Annotated in this window: 15 protein-coding genes; 8 read left to right on the forward strand and 7 right to left on the reverse strand. The window is 73.1% G+C overall.

All coding sequences use genetic code 11. The features are described from left to right. Positions 1-1,025, reverse strand: a 1,025-nt coding sequence (locus ABZW32_RS32555; protein WP_356222993.1) for a homocysteine S-methyltransferase family protein, incomplete at its 3' end; no start/stop codon positions are given. Between the two features lie 250 nt (positions 1,026-1,275). On the opposite strand from ABZW32_RS32555, the gene ABZW32_RS32560 reads away from it, so the two are divergent. The 5 genes from ABZW32_RS32560 (at position 1,276) to ABZW32_RS32580 (ending at position 7,532) form a co-directional block, all read left to right on the forward strand. Further along, positions 1,276-2,043, forward strand: coding sequence for an IclR family transcriptional regulator (locus ABZW32_RS32560; RefSeq protein ID WP_356222995.1), 768 nt, complete (start codon positions 1,276-1,278; stop codon positions 2,041-2,043). 324 nt (positions 2,044-2,367) lie between these two features. Beyond that, on the forward strand, positions 2,368-3,150 hold the full coding sequence (locus ABZW32_RS32565) for an MIP/aquaporin family protein (protein WP_356222998.1): 783 nt from the start codon (positions 2,368-2,370) through the stop codon (positions 3,148-3,150). A 78-nt stretch (positions 3,151-3,228) separates the two neighbouring features. After that, complete coding sequence (gene glpK, locus ABZW32_RS32570) at positions 3,229-4,755, forward strand: glycerol kinase GlpK (protein WP_280920857.1); 1,527 nt, start codon at positions 3,229-3,231, stop codon at positions 4,753-4,755. 40 nt (positions 4,756-4,795) lie between these two features. Next, positions 4,796-6,403, forward strand: coding sequence for a glycerol-3-phosphate dehydrogenase/oxidase (locus ABZW32_RS32575; protein WP_356223000.1), 1,608 nt, complete (start codon positions 4,796-4,798; stop codon positions 6,401-6,403). A 127-nt stretch (positions 6,404-6,530) separates the two neighbouring features. Beyond that, positions 6,531-7,532: a PAC2 family protein gene (locus ABZW32_RS32580; protein WP_356223003.1), complete on the forward strand. Its 1,002-nt coding sequence runs from the start codon at positions 6,531-6,533 to the stop codon at positions 7,530-7,532. Between the two features lie 147 nt (positions 7,533-7,679). On the opposite strand, the gene mshC is transcribed toward ABZW32_RS32580, so the two are convergent. The 4 genes from mshC to ABZW32_RS32600 form a co-directional block, all read right to left on the reverse strand. Further along, entirely contained in the window at positions 7,680-8,909 is a 1,230-nt protein-coding gene (mshC, locus tag ABZW32_RS32585; RefSeq protein WP_356223006.1) for a cysteine--1-D-myo-inosityl 2-amino-2-deoxy-alpha-D-glucopyranoside ligase, read from the reverse strand. A gap of 110 nt (positions 8,910-9,019) precedes the next feature. Continuing rightward, entirely contained in the window at positions 9,020-9,814 is a 795-nt protein-coding gene (locus ABZW32_RS32590; RefSeq protein ID WP_356223008.1) for an SCO1664 family protein, read from the reverse strand. Positions 9,815-9,819: 5 nt separating this feature from the next. Continuing rightward, a complete protein-coding gene (locus tag ABZW32_RS32595; protein ID WP_356223011.1) occupies positions 9,820-10,410 on the reverse strand; it encodes a DUF3090 domain-containing protein in 591 nt (196 codons plus the stop codon). A 76-nt stretch (positions 10,411-10,486) separates the two neighbouring features. Beyond that, positions 10,487-11,194, reverse strand: coding sequence for a histidine phosphatase family protein (locus tag ABZW32_RS32600; protein ID WP_356223014.1), 708 nt, complete (start codon positions 11,192-11,194; stop codon positions 10,487-10,489). A gap of 54 nt (positions 11,195-11,248) precedes the next feature. Here ABZW32_RS32600 and ABZW32_RS32605 point away from each other — a divergent pair, with 54 nt between their 5' ends. Next, positions 11,249-12,241: a magnesium and cobalt transport protein CorA gene (locus tag ABZW32_RS32605; RefSeq protein ID WP_356223016.1), complete on the forward strand. Its 993-nt coding sequence runs from the start codon at positions 11,249-11,251 to the stop codon at positions 12,239-12,241. Between the two features lie 44 nt (positions 12,242-12,285). Here ABZW32_RS32605 and ABZW32_RS32610 read toward each other — a convergent pair whose 3' ends face one another. Further along, positions 12,286-13,074 carry a ferritin-like domain-containing protein gene (locus ABZW32_RS32610; RefSeq protein ID WP_356223019.1) on the reverse strand — a complete coding sequence of 263 codons (789 nt, stop codon included), beginning with the start codon at positions 13,072-13,074 and terminating at the stop codon, positions 12,286-12,288. Between the two features lie 229 nt (positions 13,075-13,303). After that, the gene (locus ABZW32_RS32615) at positions 13,304-14,353 is read right to left on the reverse strand and encodes an LLM class F420-dependent oxidoreductase (RefSeq protein ID WP_356223022.1); all 1,050 of its coding nucleotides are present in this window, start codon (positions 14,351-14,353) and stop codon (positions 13,304-13,306) included. A gap of 108 nt (positions 14,354-14,461) precedes the next feature. Between ABZW32_RS32615 and ABZW32_RS32620 the strand changes: the two genes are divergently transcribed. Next, on the forward strand, positions 14,462-15,445 hold the full coding sequence (locus tag ABZW32_RS32620) for an aldo/keto reductase (RefSeq protein WP_356223025.1): 984 nt from the start codon (positions 14,462-14,464) through the stop codon (positions 15,443-15,445). Further along, positions 15,442-18,060 (forward strand): helix-hairpin-helix domain-containing protein, encoded by a 2,619-nt coding sequence (locus ABZW32_RS32625; RefSeq protein ID WP_356223028.1) that lies wholly within the window; start codon positions 15,442-15,444, stop codon positions 18,058-18,060. Before ABZW32_RS32620 ends, ABZW32_RS32625 begins: the two co-directional genes overlap by 4 nt. Positions 18,061-18,135 lie beyond the last annotated feature (75 nt).

Here is an 18,135-nt window from a genome sequence, read left to right on the forward strand (position 1 = left end):
GGCACCGTCTGATAGAGCGAAGCCGCACCCGGCTCCGGCTGCGGCGTGCGCGCCGTGATCGCCGTGCCCCGGACCCGCTCCACCACCTGCCGCAGGTGCTCCGGCGTCGTACCGCAGCAGCCACCGACCAGGGAGAGACCGTACTCACGCACGAACGTCTCCTGCGCGTCCGCCAGCTCCGCAGCGGACAGCGGATAGTGCGCACCCTGCTTCGTCAGCACCGGCAGACCCGCATTCGGCATGCACGAGAGCGGGATACGGGCATTGCGCGCCAGATAGCGCAGGTGCTCGCTCATCTCGGCGGGACCCGTCGCGCAGTTCAGACCGATCATGTCGATGCCCAGCGGCTCCAGCGCCGTCAGCGCGGCCCCGATCTCCGAACCCAGCAGCATCGTGCCGGTGGTCTCGACCGTGACGGAGCAGATCAGCGGGACGCTCACGCCGAGGGCCTCCATCGCGCGGCGGGCGCCGATGATCGAGGACTTGGTCTGGAGGAGGTCCTGGGTGGTCTCCACCAGGAGGGCGTCCGCGCCGCCGGAGATCAGGCCCTCGGCGTTGATCTGGTAGGCGTCGCGGATCTGCGCGTAGGTGATGTGGCCGAGGGTGGGGAGCTTGGTGCCGGGGCCGATGGAGCCGAGCACCCAGCGCTGCTGTCCGGTCGAGGCGGTGAACTCGTCCGCGACCTCGCGGGCGATCCGGGCGCCGGCCTCGGAGAGCTCGAAGTTCCGCTCGGGGATGTCGTACTCGGCGAGGGCGGCGTAGTTCGCGCCGAAGGTGTTGGTCTCGACGCAGTCCACGCCCACCGAGTAATAGGCCTCGTGTACGGAGCGCACGATGTCGGGGCGGGTCACGTTCAGGACCTCGTTGCAGCCTTCGAGCTGCTGGAAGTCCTCCATCGTGGGGTCCTGCGCCTGGAGCATCGTTCCCATGGCTCCGTCGGCGACGACCACGCGGGTCGCGAGCGCCTCCCGGAGGGCATCGGCCCGGGTCTGGGTGTCAGCGGGCGGGTTCGGCAACGAGGCCATGGTTGAGCTCCCTGGGATGCGACGGCTGTCGGCTTTGCACCCCCTCGGTGTCAAGGGTGCACGCGGTCAGGGTAACCGCGCCGCACCGGACCCGGTGCGGTCGTCCCACGTGGCGGACTGCATTCTGTGCGCGGGGCCCGGACGGAGGACGGTGCGGCGCGGCGCGCCGGAAATCACCCGTCCCTGCACAAGGTCGGCATCGACCGATACTGTTCAGCATTGTCGAACTACGTCAGCAGGAGGCTGCGCGATGGCACGGAACATCCAGTCGCTCGAACGAGCCGCTGCGATGCTGCGGCTCCTGGCGGGCGGGGAACGCCGGCTGGGTCTCTCGGACGTGGCGTCCTCCCTGGGCCTGGCCAAGGGCACGGCGCACGGGATCCTGCGCACGCTGCAGGCCGAGGGCTTCGTGGAGCAGGACGCGGCCTCGGGCCGCTATCAGCTGGGCGCGGAGCTGCTGCGCCTGGGCAACAGCTACCTGGACGTGCACGAGCTGCGCGCCCGCGCGCTGGTCTGGACGGACGACCTGGCCCGGGCGAGCGGCGAGAGCGTGTACGTGGGGGTGCTGCACAAGAGCGGGGTGCTGATCATGCACCACGTGTTCCGGCCGGACGACAGCCGTCAAGTGCTGGAGGTGGGGGCGATGCAGCCGCTGCACTCCACGGCGCTGGGCAAGGTCCTGTCGGCCTACGACCCCGTGGCGCACACGGAGGCCGTGGAGGCGGAGCGGGAGGCGTTCACCCCGCGTACGGTCACCGACGCCGCGGGTTTCGAGGAGGTCCTGGACCTGACGCGGGCGCGGGGCTGGGCCGCGGACGTCGAGGAGACGTGGGAGGGCATCGCCTCGGTGGCGGCGCCGATCCACGACCGGCGGCGGATGCCCGTGGGTGCCGTCGCCGTGGCGGGGGCCGTGGAACGGGTCTGCGGGGACTCCGGGGAGCCGCGGGCGGCGCTCGTGGCCTCCGTACGGGACTGCGCGCGGTCGGTTTCGCGCGACCTCGGGGCGGGCCGGTTCTGAGCTTGACCTGATCCACCTGATCCACCCAGCGGCCACACCGTGTGCCGTTTGGGTGGATTTTGTCTTTTACCGATCACCCAATGGCTGAATTTGGCTGATCGTACCTAGTGGTAACGATCCGGTTCTTTGACCTGGCCAGGCCTTGACGCGTTCTTCACCCAGGCGGAAAACTGCCGTTCATCGGTCGGCATTGTCGAACACCTACCGGCAATACGCGTTAGGCTATGGCGAGGCCAAGGACCGGTGCAGCACTCACCGAGTGCGTGGACCACCGGAGGGACCCGGTGTCCGCCCACCCCTGGACGTAAGACAAAGGAGTCGCGGGTGTCCAGCTCCGACATCTTCATCGGCGAGACCATAGGTACCGCCCTGCTCACTCTGCTCGGTGGTGGCGTCTGCGCCGCCGTCACGCTCAAGAGCTCCAAGGCCCGCAACGCGGGCTGGCTCGCGATCACCTTCGGCTGGGGTTTCGCCGTCCTGATCGCCGCCTACGTCTCCGCACCGCTCTCCGGCGCGCACCTCAACCCGGCGGTCACCGTCGGCATCGCCGTCAAGACCGGCGAGTGGGGCGACGTCCCGGTCTACCTCGCCGGCCAGCTCCTCGGCGCCATGATCGGCGCGGTCCTGATGTGGATCACGTACTACGGCCAGTTCCTCGTGCACCTGTCCGACCCGGAGCACATCCGCGACGCGAAGCTCGGTCCCGAGGACCCGCACCCGCACGACACGGCCGGTCCGGTGCTCGGCATCTTCTCCACGGGCCCCGAGATCCGTAATGTCGTGCAGAACCTCGCGACCGAGATCATCGGTACCGCCGTCCTGGTGCTGGCCATCCTGACCCAGGGCCTCCAGGGCGACGGCAAGGGGCTCGGTGTCATCGGCGTCCTGATCACCTCGTTCGTGGTCGTCGGCATCGGCCTCTCGCTGGGCGGTCCGACCGGCTACGCCATCAACCCGGTGCGCGACCTCGGTCCGCGCATCGTCCACGCCCTGCTCCCGCTGCCCAACAAGGGCGGTTCGGACTGGGGGTACTCCTGGATCCCGGTCGTCGGCCCGCTCGTCGGTGCCGCCCTCGCCGGTGGTCTGTACAACATCGCGTTCGCCTGATCAGCATCGGCAAGATCGCAAGATCCGCACCGCCCTCCTGATTCCGCCAACCCAACAGATCTGCCAGGAGCAGCCACCATGACCAGCAGCACCGGCCCCTTCATCGCCGCGATCGACCAGGGCACCACCTCCTCCCGCTGCATCGTCTTCGACCGCGACGGCCGCATCGTCGCCGTCGACCAGAAGGAGCACGAGCAGATCTTCCCGAAGCCGGGCTGGGTCGAGCACGACGCCACCGAGATCTGGACCAACGTCCAGGAGGTCGTCGCCGGAGCCATCGCCAAGGCCGAGATCACCGCCGCCGACGTCAAGGCGGTCGGCATCACCAACCAGCGCGAGACCACCGTCCTGTGGGACAAGAACACCGGCGAGCCGGTGCACAACGCGCTGGTCTGGCAGGACACCCGCACCGACGCCCTGTGCAAGGAGCTCGGCCGCAACGTCGGCCAGGACCGCTTCCGCCGCGAGACCGGCCTGCCGCTGGCGAGCTACTTCGCGGGTCCGAAGGTCCGCTGGCTGCTCGACAACGTCGAGGGCCTGCGCGAGCGCGCCGAGGCCGGCGACATCCTCTTCGGCACCATGGACTCGTGGGTCATCTGGAACCTCACGGGCGGCGCCGAGGGCGGTACGCACGTCACCGACGTCACCAACGCCTCGCGCACCATGCTGATGAACCTGCACACCCTGGCCTGGGACGACAAGATCGCCGAGTCCATGGGCGTCCCGCTCAACGTCCTCCCGGAGATCAAGTCCTCCGCCGAGGTCTACGGCCACGTCAAGGAGGGCGTCCTCGCCGGCGTCCCGGTCGCCTCGGCGCTCGGTGACCAGCAGGCAGCCCTGTTCGGCCAGACCTGTTTCGCCGAGGGCGAGGCCAAGTCCACGTACGGCACCGGCACGTTCATGCTGATGAACACCGGCGACAAGGTCATCAACTCCTACAGCGGCCTGCTGACCACGGTCGGCTACCAGATCGGCGACCAGAAGCCGGTCTACGCCCTGGAGGGCTCCATCGCCGTCACCGGCTCGCTCGTCCAGTGGATGCGCGACCAGATGGGCATGATCAAGACCGCGGCCGAGATCGAGACCCTCGCGCTCTCGGTCGAGGACAACGGCGGCGCGTACTTCGTGCCGGCCTTCTCCGGCCTCTTCGCCCCGTACTGGCGCTCCGACGCCCGCGGTGTGATCGCCGGTCTGACCCGGTACGTCACCAAGGCGCACATCGCCCGTGCCGTCCTGGAGGCCACCGCCTGGCAGACCCGCGAGATCACCGACGCCATGACCAAGGACTCGGGCGTCGAGCTCGCGGCGCTGAAGGTCGACGGCGGCATGACCTCCAACAACCTGCTGATGCAGACCCTCTCCGACTTCGTGGACGCCCCCGTGGTCCGTCCCATGGTCGCGGAGACCACCTGCCTCGGCGCCGCCTACGCCGCCGGCCTGGCCGTCGGCTTCTGGCCCGACACCGACGCCCTGCGCGCCAACTGGCGCCGCGCGGCGGAGTGGACCCCGCGCATGCCCGCCGAGCAGCGGGACCGCGAGTACAAGAGCTGGCTCAAGGCCGTGGAGCGGTCCATGGGCTGGGTCGACGACGAAGACGCCAGCTGACCGCACCAGCTGAGTCAATCGACGAGGAGCTGAAAGAGATATGAGCACCCTGCAGAGCGTTCCCGCCCTGGGAACGCACCCGACCGCCGGTTCGAACCCGAGCCGCGCCGAAACCCGTGAGCAGCTGTCGAAGGCCACCTACGACCTGCTCGTCATCGGCGGTGGCATCCTGGGCACCTCGGTGGCCTGGCACGCCGCGCAGTCGGGTCTGCGGGTCGCCATGGTGGACGCCGGCGACTTCGCCGGCGCCACCTCCTCCGCCTCCTCCAAGCTCGTCCACGGCGGTCTGCGCTACCTGCAGACCGGCGCGGTCAAGCTGGTCGCCGAGAACCACCACGAGCGCCGGGTGCTGGCCAAGGACGTGGCCCCGCACCTGGTCAACCCGCTGACCTTCTACCTGCCCGTGTACAAGGGCGGTCCGGTCGGCGCGGCGAAGCTGGGCGCGGGCGTGTTCGCGTACTCGGCGCTCTCGGCCTTCGGCGACGGGATCGGCAAGGTCATCTCGCCGGCCCGCGCCGTCGCCGACAACCCCGGTCTCAAGACGGACAACCTGAAGGCCGTCGCGGTCTACTACGACCACCAGATGAACGACTCCCGCGTCGCCGTCATGACGGTCCGCGCGGCCGTCGAGTCCGGCGCGGTCGTCCTGAACCACGCCGAGGTCACCGGCCTGCGCATGACGCGCGGCCGGGTCTCCGGTGCCGAGCTCAAGGACCGCCTCGACGGCACCGAGTTCGGGGTCGACGCGCGCGTCGTGCTCAACGCCACCGGCCCGTGGGTGGACCACCTGCGGCGCATGGAAGACAAGCACGCGATGCCGTCGATCCGCCTGTCCAAGGGCGCGCACATCGTCATGAAGCGCAAGTCGCCGTGGAAGGCCGCCATGGCCACCCCGATCGACAAGTACCGCATCACCTTCGCCCTCCCGTGGGAGGACCAGCTGCTCCTCGGTACGACCGACGAGGTCTACGAGGGCGACCCGGCGGACGTGCGCGCCACCGAGTCGGACATCCAGCAGATCCTCGACGAGGCGGCCTTCTCGGTGAAGGACGCCGACCTCGACCGCTCCCTGATGACGTACGCCTTCGCCGGCCTGCGGGTGCTGCCCGGCGGCCCCGGCGGCGTCGAGAAGGCCAAGCGCGAGACGGTGGTCTCCGAGGGCGCGGGCGGCATGCTGTCGGTGGCCGGCGGCAAGTGGACCACGTACCGGCACATCGGCCGTGTGGTCATGGACAAGCTGGCCAAGCTGCCCGGCAGCCCGCTCACCGAGGACATGGAGCCGGTGAAGTCGCTGGTGCGCCGCATCGCGCTGCCCGGCGTCGCCAACCCGAACGCGGTCGCGCACCGGCTGCTGGTGGACCGTGAGCCCGGCAACCGGATGGACCCGCTGACCGCCCGTCACCTGGCCTCGCACTACGGCTCGCTGGCCTTCGACATCGCCCGTCTGGCGAACGAGGACCCGGAGCTGGCCGAGCGGATCCACCCGGACGGTCCGGAGATCTGGGCGCAGGTCGCCTACGCCCGTGACCACGAGTGGGCCGAGACGGTCGACGACGTGCTGCGCCGCCGTACCACGGTGACGGTCCGCGGCCTGGACGACGAGGCCGTACGGACCCGGGTCGAGGAGATGCTGGGCCGCAAGGCATAGCTGTCCCGCAGGTGGGGAAGAGGGGCGGTTCCGAGGGGAACCGCCCCTCTGTCGTGGGCTGTGGCCGGTGCCTCATCAAGGCTTAGGCTGGCCCACGTACGCAAGGGAACTTCGGAAGGAGACCTGGGTGATCGAGCTTGAGGGCGTGCCCGAGCTGATCGACCCGGTCATGGTGGCCGCGTTCGAGGGCTGGAACGACGCGGGTGACGCCGCCTCCGGTGCGGTGGCGCACCTGGACCGGGAGTGGAAGGGCGAGGTCTTCGCGGCGCTGGACGCCGAGGACTACTACGACTTCCAGGTCAACCGGCCGACGGTGTGGCTGGACAACGGGGTAAGGAAGATCACCTGGCCCACGACGCGGCTGTCGGTGGTCCGGATCGGCGGCGCGAAGCCGCGGGACCTGGTGCTGGTGCGGGGCATCGAACCGTCCATGCGGTGGCGGTCGTTCTGCGAGGAGATCCTCGGCTTCGCGGTGGAGCTGGGCGTGGAGATGGTGGTCATCCTGGGCGCGCTGCTCGGGGACACCCCGCACACCCGGCCGGTTCCGGTGAGCGGGGTGACCTCGGACGCGGACCTCGCGCGGACGATGGACCTGGAGGAGACCAAGTACGAGGGTCCGACCGGGATCGTGGGCGTCCTGCAGGAGGCCTGCACCCATGCCGGGATGCCGGCGGTGTCGCTGTGGGCGGCGGTGCCGCACTACGTGTCGCAGCCGCCGAACCCCAAGGCGACGCTGGCGCTGCTGAACCGGCTGGAGGACCTGATCGACATCCGGATCCCGCTGGGCGAACTCCCGGAGGACGCGCGGGCCTGGCAGCTGGGCGTGGACCAACTGGCCGCCGAGGACAGCGAGGTGGCGGAGTACGTCCAGACGCTGGAGGAGGCGCGGGACACCGCCGACCTGCCGGAGGCCTCGGGGGACGCGATCGCGCGGGAGTTCGAGCGGTACCTGAGGCGGCGGGATCCGTCGGCGGGTCCGGAGACGGCCGCCGACACGGGCTCCTACTTCCGCGACCTGTCGGGCGGCCCGCGGCCCCCGGCGAAGCCGAAGCCGGACGGCCCGGCGGACCAGGACGGCCCCGGCGGACCGGACGGGGGCGACAGCGGCGAGGACGGCGAGGGGTCCTAGCGGCCCCCGGGCCGGCGGGCACCCCGGGCCGGGAGGACGCCACGTCCCCCGGCATCCGCCGGTGACCCTCGTGCGGTGAGCCGTGGAACGGCAGAGCGCGCCCCCGGCATCCTGCCGGGGGCGCGCTCGCGTGTGTACCGCCAGGGCCTAGAGGGCCACGCCCAGGAGGGCGTCGACCGTGCGGGAGACCAGGCCCGGGGCGGACTCGTCGTCGCCGTCCGAGGCGTTCTGCGCGTCCACCCACCGGTCCACGGCCGCGAGCGCGGCCGGGGCGTCCAGGTCCTTCGAGAGGGCCTCGCGGACCTCTTCGACGAGGGCGTCCGCCGGCAGGCCGTCCGGCCGGGAGACCGCCGCGCGCCACCGCTCCAGCCGGGCCACGGCCTCGGCGAGGACCTCGTCGGTCCACTCCCAGTCGGCCCGGTAGTGGTGGGCGAGGAGGGCCAGCCGGATGGCGGCCGGGTCGACGCCGGCCCGGCGCAGCGCGGAGACGAAGACCAGGTTGCCCTTGGACTTGGACATCTTCTCGCCGTGCAGCGCGACCATGCCCGCGTGGACGTAGGCCTTGGCCATCGGGAACTCGCCCGTCAGGGCCTGCGCGTGCGAGGCGCCCATCTCGTGGTGCGGGAAGGCCAGGTCGGAGCCGCCGCCCTGGATGTCGAAGCCCATGCCCAGGTGGTCCAGGGCGATGGCGACGCACTCGATGTGCCAGCCGGGGCGGCCGCGGCCCAGGGAGCCGCCGTCCCAGCTCGGCTCGCCGGGCCGTGCGGCCATCCACAGCATCGGGTCGAGGGGGTTCTTCTTGCCCGGACGGTCCGGGTCCCCGCCCCGCTCGGCGGACAGCAGCCGCATCGCCTGGACGTCGAGGTTGGAGACCCCGCCGAAGTGCGGGTCGGACTCCACGGAGAAGTAGACGTCCCCGTCGAGCTCGTAGGCGGCACCCGCGTCGCGCAGCCGCTCGACCAGCGGCACGATGCCGGGTATGGCCTCGACGGCGCCGATGTAGTTCCGCGGGGGCAGCATCCGCAGGGCGGTCATGTCCTCGCGGAAGAGGGCGGTCTCGCGTTCCGCGAGCTCGGTCCAGTCGTGGCCGTCGCGCAGCGCCCGCTCCAGGAGCGGGTCGTCCACGTCCGTGACGTTCTGGACGTAGTGAACCTGCCGCTTGTTGTCGAGCCACACGCGCTGCACGAGGTCGAACGCGTTGTAGGTCGCCGCGTGACCGATGTGGGTCGCGTCGTACGGGGTGATCCCGCAGACGTAGATACGGGCGACGGGACCGGGGTCGAGGGTGACCGTCCCCTGGGTCGCGGTGTCGTGGATCTGGAGGTCGCGGCCCTTGCCGGGCAGGGCGGGGACCTCAGAAGCGGGCCAGGCATGCATGCATCGAGCCTAACCGGACGAGTGTTCCGGAAACGAACCGGAGCATCAGTGTTGGCTTGATCGGCCGTCTTGCGGTCTGGCCGGTTCTGTGCCTCGCGGGTCGTGGCCGCTCAGACGGGTGGCCAGGGGATCGCCGGCCACTGTCCGGAGGGCTTCGGGTGCGTCCCGTTGCGCAGCAGCAGGGCCACACGGGCCCGTACGGCGCCCAGCTCGGCCGGGGTGATCAGTTCGGCCAGCCGGGTGGCCAGCGGGCCCCCCTCGGCCAGCTGGGCCTCCAGGGAGCCCAGCACCCGCCGGGCCTCGTCGGTGAGCGGCTCCCCCGCCCAGCCCCACAGCAGGGTGCGCAGCTTGTCCTCGGCGTGGAAGGTCACACCGTGGTCGATGCCGTAGAGCCGGCCGTCGGGGGCGGGCAGCAGGTGACCGCCCTTGCGGTCGCCGTTGTTGATCACCGCGTCGAGTACGGCGAGGCGCCGCAGCCGGGGGTCGTCGGCGTGCACCAGCAGGGCGGTGCGGCCCTCCCCCACCTCGGCGAGGGCGACCGGCTTCCAGCCCTCCCCCGCCTCCTCGCCCTCGACGAGCGCGAGGAGCCCGGCCTCCGGCGATTCTCCGGCGTCGATCCAGTGCTGGACCATCCCCTCGCCGTACGGGCCGTCGCGCAGGACCGTCGCGGGGACGAGCCCCCACCCGGTCGCCTCGGAGACCAGGTAGGCGGCGCGCTCGCGGCGGGCGAGGTTGCCGTCGGGGAAGTCCCACAGCGGGCGCTCGCCCTTGACCGGCTTGTAGACGCAGTCCGCGCTCGTGCCCTCGTGGGCCACCGTGCACAGCAGTACGGCGTTGGAGGCCTCGGCGATGCGGCCGCGGACGGTGAGCTCACCGCGGGTGAGCAGCTCCTCGATCGGGGTCACGGCGCTCACACCTGGCGCCGGTACCCGTTCTGGCGCGGGCACACGTGTCCCTCGGGGTCGAGCGGCAGACTGCACAGGGGGCACGGGGGGCGGCCCGCGTTGACCACGTCGAGGGCCCGCTTGGCGAAGGCGCGGGCCTGGGCGCCGGAGAGGCGCACGCGCAGCATCGGCGGGCCGTTCTCCTCGTCCTGGAGGAGCCGCTCCTCGGCCTCGGCGAGGTCCTCGTCGGACTCGGCGTCGAGTTCGACGAGGGCCTGGGCCTCGACGATCATCCGCTGCTCCTCGCCGTCCCAGGCGAGCGCCATGGTGCCGACGCGGAACTCCTCCTCGACGGGGACGTCGAGGGGGGCGGTGTCCGCGGCCTCGGTGGAGGCGACGGCGGGGACGGGCGCGTTGCCGCCGGTACGCCGGACGACCTCGTCGAGCAGCTCGTCCATCCGCTCGGCCAGTGCGGCGACCTGGGTCTTCTCCAGGGAGACGCTGGTGACCCGGGCTCCCGCGGAGGCCTGCAGGAAGAACGTACGGCGTCCAGGCAGACCGACCGTGCCGGCCACGAAGCGGTCCGGCGGGTCGTAAAGGAACACCTGACGGGACACGACCGGTCTCCAAGTCTGAGGCAGGGCAGGGCTGCGCCCGTGCGGGGGCGCCATGCCACCCTACTGCGCCGTTCGATCAGGCCGCGCCCGCGCCGCCGCCCACGACGGCGTTCCCGCCGTCCTCGGTCGTGGTGTCGGGGGACGGGGCGCTGCGCGGGACAAGGGGCGAGAGATCCCCGGTGTCGCCGAGGCGCAGCAGGAAGGGCCTGGTGGGGGTGTAGCGGATCGCGGTGACCGAGCAGGGGTCGACGTGGATCCGCTGGAAGAGGTCGAGGTGCATGCCGAGGGCGTCGGCGACGAGGGACTTGATGATGTCGCCGTGGGAGCACATGAGGTAGACGGCGTCGGTGCCGTGCTCCTCGTCGATCCGGGCGTTCCACTCGCGCACGGCGTCCACGGCGCGCGCCTGCATGGCGCGCATGGACTCGCCGCCGGGGAAGGCGGCGGCCGAGGGGTGCTGCTGGACGATCTTCATCAGGGGTTCGTCGGCGAGTTCGGAGAGCTTGCGGCCTGACCAGTCGCCGTAGTGGCATTCGCCGATGCGCTCGTCGGTGTGCAGGGGCAGCTCGGGGCGGGCGGCGAGCAGCGGGGCGAGGGTCTCGCCGCAGCGCTGGAGGGGGCTGGTGACGGCGGCCACGAGGGGCACCCCGTCGAGCCGCCCGGGAAGTGCGGCGGCCTGGGTGGTGCCGTGGTCGTCCAGGGTCACCCCCGGGGTCCATCCGGCGAGCACGCCCGCGGTGTTGGCGGTGGACCGCCCGTGTCGTACGAGGATCAGCATGGCCATGGGGGAAGCCTATGCCGTGCCGCCGTTGTACGGGTGGGCCCCGGTCGGGGGAGAATGCCCGGCGTGATTGTCGACTGCGCGATGTACCGGAACGGCCGCCGCTCCGCGGCACCGGAGGACTTCTCCGATGCCCTCGACGAGGCGCGGGCCTCGGGTGACGCGTTCGTGTGGGTGGGCATGCACGAGCCGACGGCGAGCGAGTTCGATCACGTGAGCCGGGAGTTCGGGCTGCACGCGCTGGCGGTGGAGGACGCGCTGACCGCGCACCAGCGGCCGAAGCTGGAGGTCTACGACGACTCGCTGTTCGTGGTCCTCAAGCCGGTGCTCTACGACGACGACACGGACACGGTGACCACCGGCGAGCTGATGGTCTTCATAGGCGACTCGTTCGTGGTCACCGTCCGGCACGGCGAGGGGGCCGCTCTGACGGCCGTGCGGCACCGGCTGGAACAGGAGCCCCAGGTGCTGCGGCACGGGCCGACCGCCGTGCTCTACGCCGTGTCGGACGCGGTGGTGGACCACTACATCGAGGTGGCGGCAGAGCTCCAGGCGGACCTGGAGGAGCTGGAGGCGGAGGTGTTCGCGCCGAACGCCTCGGACGCGAAGAACACCGCCGCGCGGATCTACGGCTTCAAGCGGCAGGTGCTGGAGTTCCGCCGGGCGACGAGCCCGCTGCTGCAGCCGATGGACCGGCTCGCCTTCGGGCAGGTGCCGTTCGTGCACGAGCACTCCCAGCCCTTCTTCCGTGACGTGGCCGACCACCTGACCAAGGCCAACGAGTACATCGAGGGCCTGGACCGGCTGCTGTCGGACGCGCTGGCCGCGCACCTGGCGCAGATGGGCGTCCGGCAGAACGACGACATGCGCAAGATCTCCGCCTGGGCGGCCATGGCCGCCGTCCCGACGATGGTCGCGGGGATCTACGGGATGAACTTCGAGCACATGCCGGAGCTGCGGCAGGGCTGGGGCTATCCGGCGGTGCTGGCGCTGATGGCGGGCCTGTGCGCGGGCCTGCACCGGATGTTCAAGCGGCGCGGCTGGCTGTAGCGGCGGGGGCCTGGGGGACGGCCTGCGCGGCTGCGGGGGACGGCCTACGCGTGGCCGCGCGCGGCGGCGGGGGTGCCGCCCAGCGCGTCGCGCCGCTCCGGCGGGCGCAGGCCGACCATCCGGTGCCAGCCGCCGAGGCGCTCGTACGCGTACACCCCGCGGATGCCGGCGGCCAGCGCGGCGGCCTTGGGCGCGGGCCAGCGCAGCAGCCGGCCCATGTGGGCCATGACGGCGAGGCTGACGTCCCGGTGGACGGCGATCTCGGCGAGCGCGCTCTCGCGCAGCACCCGCTGGATGGTCCGGCCGTGTCCGGCGCGGGCGAGGCGCAGCAGTTCCTCGTGGCAGTAGGCGAGGTGGTTGTCCTCGTCGCCGCTGATCTGGCGGACGGCCTTGCCGATCTCGGGGTGGTCGCCGAAGTGGTTCACCAGCAGGACCATCTGCTCGGAGGCGCGCTGTTCGGTGACGCGGCTGTGCGCGAGGTAGACGACGATGTCCCGTTCGGACAGCGCTTCCTCGCGGCGCAGCTTGTCGTGCGCGAGGCCGATGCCGCGGCGCTCCAGCAGCATCGTGTAGTCGGTCTCGGGTGGTACGGGGACGGGGGCCAGGCCGCGGTTGCGCAGCAGGGCCCGGAAGATCCGGCCGTGTTTGTCCTCGTCGGCGCCGTGCCGGGTGATCTTGGGTGCGAGGTCGCGCATGCCGTCGGGGACGAGGGCGGCGATCCTGGCGTTCTCCCAGCCGCCCTGGGACTCCCCGCTGGCGGCGATGGAGCAGAACAGCTGGAAGGAGTCGTCGTGGCCGACGATCTCCTGGAACAGGCTGCGGGCAGAGAGCATGGAACGAGTCAAATGCGGATCTGCCGGGCGGGCAACCGAGGGCCCGACCGACTCGGCCGAATGAACGAGCGTGCCGCCGCGGCCCGGGGCGTAACCCCGGGGGCGCACCGCGCGTTGTTGGCTGTGTCGGCCGTGGCGGGGAAGACCCCCGAGCCCCCACCACGGCCGCAGACCCCGATCCGGACGCCGCCCCCGCACCGCTCCTCGTGCCCCGGGCGGCGTCCGCGCGTCAGGCCAGGCCGGCGAGCTCCAGGGCCTCGGTGCCGGCGCGCAGGGCGGCGAGGCGCTCGTCCAGGGTGAAGCCGGCGGGGGCGAGCGTCAGGGTGGTGACGCCGGCGTCGGCGTAGGCGCGCATGCCGTCCGCGATCCGCTCGACGGAGCCCAGCAGGGTGGTCGAGTCGATCAGCGAGTGCGGTACGGCGGCCGCCGCGCCGGCCTTGTCGCCGCCCAGGTACTTGGCCTGGATCTCGGCGGCCTCCTTCTCGTACCCCATGCGCTGGGCGAGCTGGTTGTAGAAGTTCTGCTTGGGACTGCCCATGCCGCCGACGTACAGGGCGGTGTAGGGGCGGAACACGTCCGCGAGGGCGGTCACGTCCTCGCCGAGGGCCAGCGGCACGGTCGGGCAGACGTCGAAGCCGTCCATCGTCAGTCCGGCCTTCTCGCGCCCGGCGCGGATGTGCCGCAGGGCCGTCTCCTCCAGGTGCTCGGCGGCCGGGAAGATCAGCAGGGCGCCGTCGGCGATCTCGCCGGTCTGCTCCAGGTTCTTGGGCCCGATGGCGGCGATGTAGAGCGGGATGTGCTCGCGCTCGGGGTGCACGGTCAGCTTGAGCGGCTTGCCGGGGCCGTCCGGCAGCGGGAGGGTCCAGTGCGCGCCGTCGTAGGAGAGGCGCTCGCGGCTCATCGCCTTGCGGACGATCTCCACGTACTCGCGGGTCCGGGCGAGGGGCTTGTCGAACTTCACCCCGTACCAGCCCTCGGAGACCTGCGGGCCGGAGACGCCGAGGCCGAGCCGGAAGCGGCCCTTGGTCAGGGAGTCCAGGGTGGCGGCCGTCATCGCCGTCATCGCGGGCTGGCGGGCCGGGATCTGGAAGATGGCCGAGCCGACGTCGATCCGCTCCGTCTGGGCGGCCACCCAGGCGAGCACGGTCGCCGCGTCGGAGCCGTACGCTTCGGCCGCCCAGCAGACGTCGTAGCCGAGGCGGTCCGCCTCCTGCGCTACGGCGAGGTTGTCGGCGTCCATGCCCGCGCCCCAGTAGCCGAGGTTGATGCCGAGCCGCATGTGTCGTCCCCTTACGATGTGCCGCTTTACCGATCAGTAACGTGGGTCTGCGGGGGACTGTAGCGCGCCCGGCCGCCGCGCGGCAGTGCCCCAGTAGTCTCAGCGCTCATGGAGCAGAGGCATCTCGGCCGCACCGGACTGCGCGTCTCCCGGATCGGCCTCGGCACCCTGACCTGGGGCCGTGACACCGGCGAGGAAGCCGCCGCCGAGCAGTTGAGGACGTTCTGGGAGGCGGGCGGCACGCTCGTCGACACGGCCGACGTGTACGGCGGCGGGGAGGCGGAGTACCTCCTCGGGCAGCTGGTGGGCTCCCTCGTGCCGCGCCGGGACCTGGTCATCGCGACCAAGGCGGGCAGCGTGCCCGACCCGGACCGGCGCTTCGACGGCTCGCGCGGACACCTGCTGGCCGCCCTGGACGACTCCCTGGACCGCCTCGGCACCGATTACGTGGACCTGTGGCAGGTGCACGCCTTCGACCCGGCGACCCCGCTGGAGGAGACCCTCCAGGCGCTGGACCTGGCCGTCGGCAGCGGCCGGGCCCGCTACGCCGGGATCTCCAACTTCAGCGGCTGGCAACTGGCGAAGGCGGCGACCTGGCAGCTGGCCGCGCCCGGGACCCGGACCCGGCTCGCGTCGACGCAGATGGAGTACTCGCTCCTGCAGCGGGGCGTGGAGCGGGAGGTGCTCCCGGCCGCGCTGGACCTCGGTATCGGCCTGCTGCCCTCCTCCCCGCTGGGCCGCGGGGTGCTGACGGGCAAGTACCGGGACGGGACCCCGGCCGGCTCCCGGGGCGCCTCGCAGTCGCTGGCCGCCTTCGTGGACCCGTACCTGGACGAGGCCGCCGGGCGGATCGTGGACGCGGTGGTGACGGCCGCGCAGGGCCTGGCCGTCACCCCGCTCCAGGTGGCGCTGGCCTGGGTCCGGGACCGGCCGGGGGTGGTCGCCCCGATCGTCGGCGCGCGGACGTCCGCGCAGCTCGGGGCGGCGCTGTCGGTGGAGGCCCTTAGTCTTCCGGAGGAGATCTGCCGGGCTCTGGACGACGTGTCGGCGCCCGTGCACCGCTACCCCGACCAGGACTGGAGCACGCTGTGAGTACGGACCCCGAGGCCACCGGCCCCGCCGACCCCGCCACCGCGGAGGAAACGAGCGGGGCCGCCGCAGTGGCCCCGGAGCCCGACCCCGCCGGGGCCGACGGCAGGGAACCCGACGCGCCCGACGCGCCGGAGGAACCGGCCACGGCCCCGGCCGACGCCGACGAGACCCACGCCCCGGCCGGCGAGGCCGGCGACGAGACCCACGCCCCGACCGGCACCGACGGCGACGACGACGTACCGGCCGACGGCGAGGGGGGCGAAGTCCCGGCCGGCGCCGACGGCGAGGAAGCCCACGCCCCGACCGCCGTACCCGGCGACGAGGCCCACACCCCGGCCGCCGCCGACGGCGAGGGGGACGAAGTCCCGGCCGGCGAGGCCGGGGCCGGGGGCGGAGCCCCGGGTTCCGCGGCCGACGGGGACGGGGGGCCGGGGGCGGAGCCCCCGGTTTCGGGAAGGGGCGGGGTGGGGGAAAGCCCCGCAGGGCCCACCCCGGCCGCCCACGACGCCGAGCCGGACGGGACCCCCTCCGGCGGGGCCGAGGACGCGGCCGACGGGGCCGCGGAGGAGCCCGACGCGGCCGGGGCGGCGGGCGAAGCCGGGGCGGCGGCCGAGGTCGGGGAGACCGCGGAAGCGGAAGCGGCAGCGCCCGGGCTCACCGAAGCGCAGGCCGAGCTGGCCGCCCAGAAGATCGAGCGGGAGCGCATCGCACGCCGCAAGGCGGAACGCGAGGCCCCCGTGGACGCCGGCGCCAAGCTCAGCGGCAAGGCCGCCGACCTGCTGGCCGCCGTCCGGGCCGTGGAGAGCGGCGCCAAGCCCTCCACGGTCTTCCTCGACGATGCCCCCGCCACCCCCCGTCGGCCGGCCCCCGCTCCCCCGCAGCCCCGCCCCGCCGCGGCCCCCGCCGCCGCGCCCGCCCCCACCGCCGAGGACATCGGCGCGGTGCGCGCCGTGCTGACCCGCGGCGGGGCCCCCGAGGGCCTCGCCGGGGCCGCCGCCGAGGCCCTCGGGGAGGGAGCCGCGGACCTGCTCGCCGAGGACCCCTGGCGGCTGCTCGCGGTCCCCGGGGTGCGCCCCGCGCAGGCCGACGGCTTCGCGCAGGCCCTGCTGGGCCCCGCGGCCGGTCCCGCCGACGAGCGCCGGGGCGCGGCCCTGCTGGGCTGGCTCCTGGACCAGGCCGCCCTCAAGGGGCACACCGCGCTGGAGGCCCCGGTCCTGGAGAAGGCCCTGGCCCAGTACGGGGTGCCGGCCCCCGCCGAGGCCCTGGAGGCGGCCATCGGGGAGGGCGCGGTCCTGGTGTTCCACGAACCGCTGGGCGAGCCCGGCCCGCGCACGTCGGACACCGGTGGCGACGGGAGCGACGAGGAGGACGAGCCGCAGCCGGTACGGATCCTCGTGGGCCTGGAGGAACACGCCCTGGCCGAGGAGAGCCTGGCCGACGGCCTGGCCCGGCTGACCGGCACCTTCGGCGGCCCGGCCGACTGGTCCGAGGCGGCCTCCGGCCCCGGCGCCGAACTGGTCCGGGCGGTCGCCGCACACGGCCTGGTCACCCACACCGGCGGCGAGGCCGCCCGCGCCGAGCCGCTGGCCCTGCTGGCGGCCGCCCGGAAGCTGGGCCTGCGGGCCGTCCTGGCCGCGCACGCCCCCACCGGGGACGCCGTGGGCGTGGCGGGGCTGCTCTCGGGGGACGGGGGCCCCGGACGGGACGCCGACGGCCGCTTCGACCTCGACCTGCTCATCGTGCTGGACGCCCCGCAGCTGGACGTGGAGACGGCCGCCGCCCTGGTGGAGTCGGTGCCCGACGGGGCCCGTCTGGTGCTCTCCGGTGACCCCGGGGTGCTCGGGTCGGCCGGGCCGGGGCGGGTGTTCGCCGACGTGCTGGCCGCCCGCGCCTGCCCCCAGGTGGTGTCCCGGACGCCGGACCCGGGCCCGCTCGGCGAGCTGGTGTCGGGGATCGGCGTCGGGGAGCTGAACCAGGTCGAGGCCCCCGGCAAGGAGATCGTCATCGTCCCGGTGCGCGACGCCGGGGAGGCCGTGCACCGCACCGTGCAGCTGGTCTCCGAATCGGTGCCGCGCGCCTTCGGGATCCCCGCGGACGCCGTACAGGTGATCACCCCGGGCCACGGCGGCGCGGCGGGGACCCGGGCGCTGAACGCGGCCCTCAAGGAGCGGCTGAACCCCGGCCCGGGGCGGTTCGGCGGCTTCGATCCCGGTGACCGGGTCGTGCACGTCCCCGCGCCGGGACGGGCCGTGCCGGGCCGGGTGGTGTCGGCCGACGCGCAGGGGCTGCACCTGGACGTGTCGGGCGTACGGGTCGTCGTACCGAAGGAGCGGGTGGAGTCGCAGGTGCGGCCCGGCTGGGCGGTGACGGCGCACCAGGCCGTCGGGGCGCGCTGGCCCGCGGTGGTCGTCGTCCTGCCGGGGGACGCGGCGCAGGCCCTGTCCCGGGACTGGGTGTACACGGCGTTCGGGCGGGCCGAGCGGCACCTGTCGGTGGTGCACGGGGTCGACCAGGCGCTGCCGCGCGCGGTGGCCGAGGTGCTGCCGAAGCCCCGTACGACCCGTCTGACGGGCCTGCTGCGGGCGCTGACGGCGGCTCAGCAGCCGCAGGCGTAGCGGAGAGGGCCGCGCCCCCGCCCCGCCGGCGACGGCGGGCGGGGGGCGCGGGACGGGGACGCTGCGCGCCGTGCG

It is taken from the genome of Streptomyces sp. NPDC004667, from assembly GCF_040609475.1.
GTDB lineage: Bacteria > Actinomycetota > Actinomycetes > Streptomycetales > Streptomycetaceae > Streptomyces.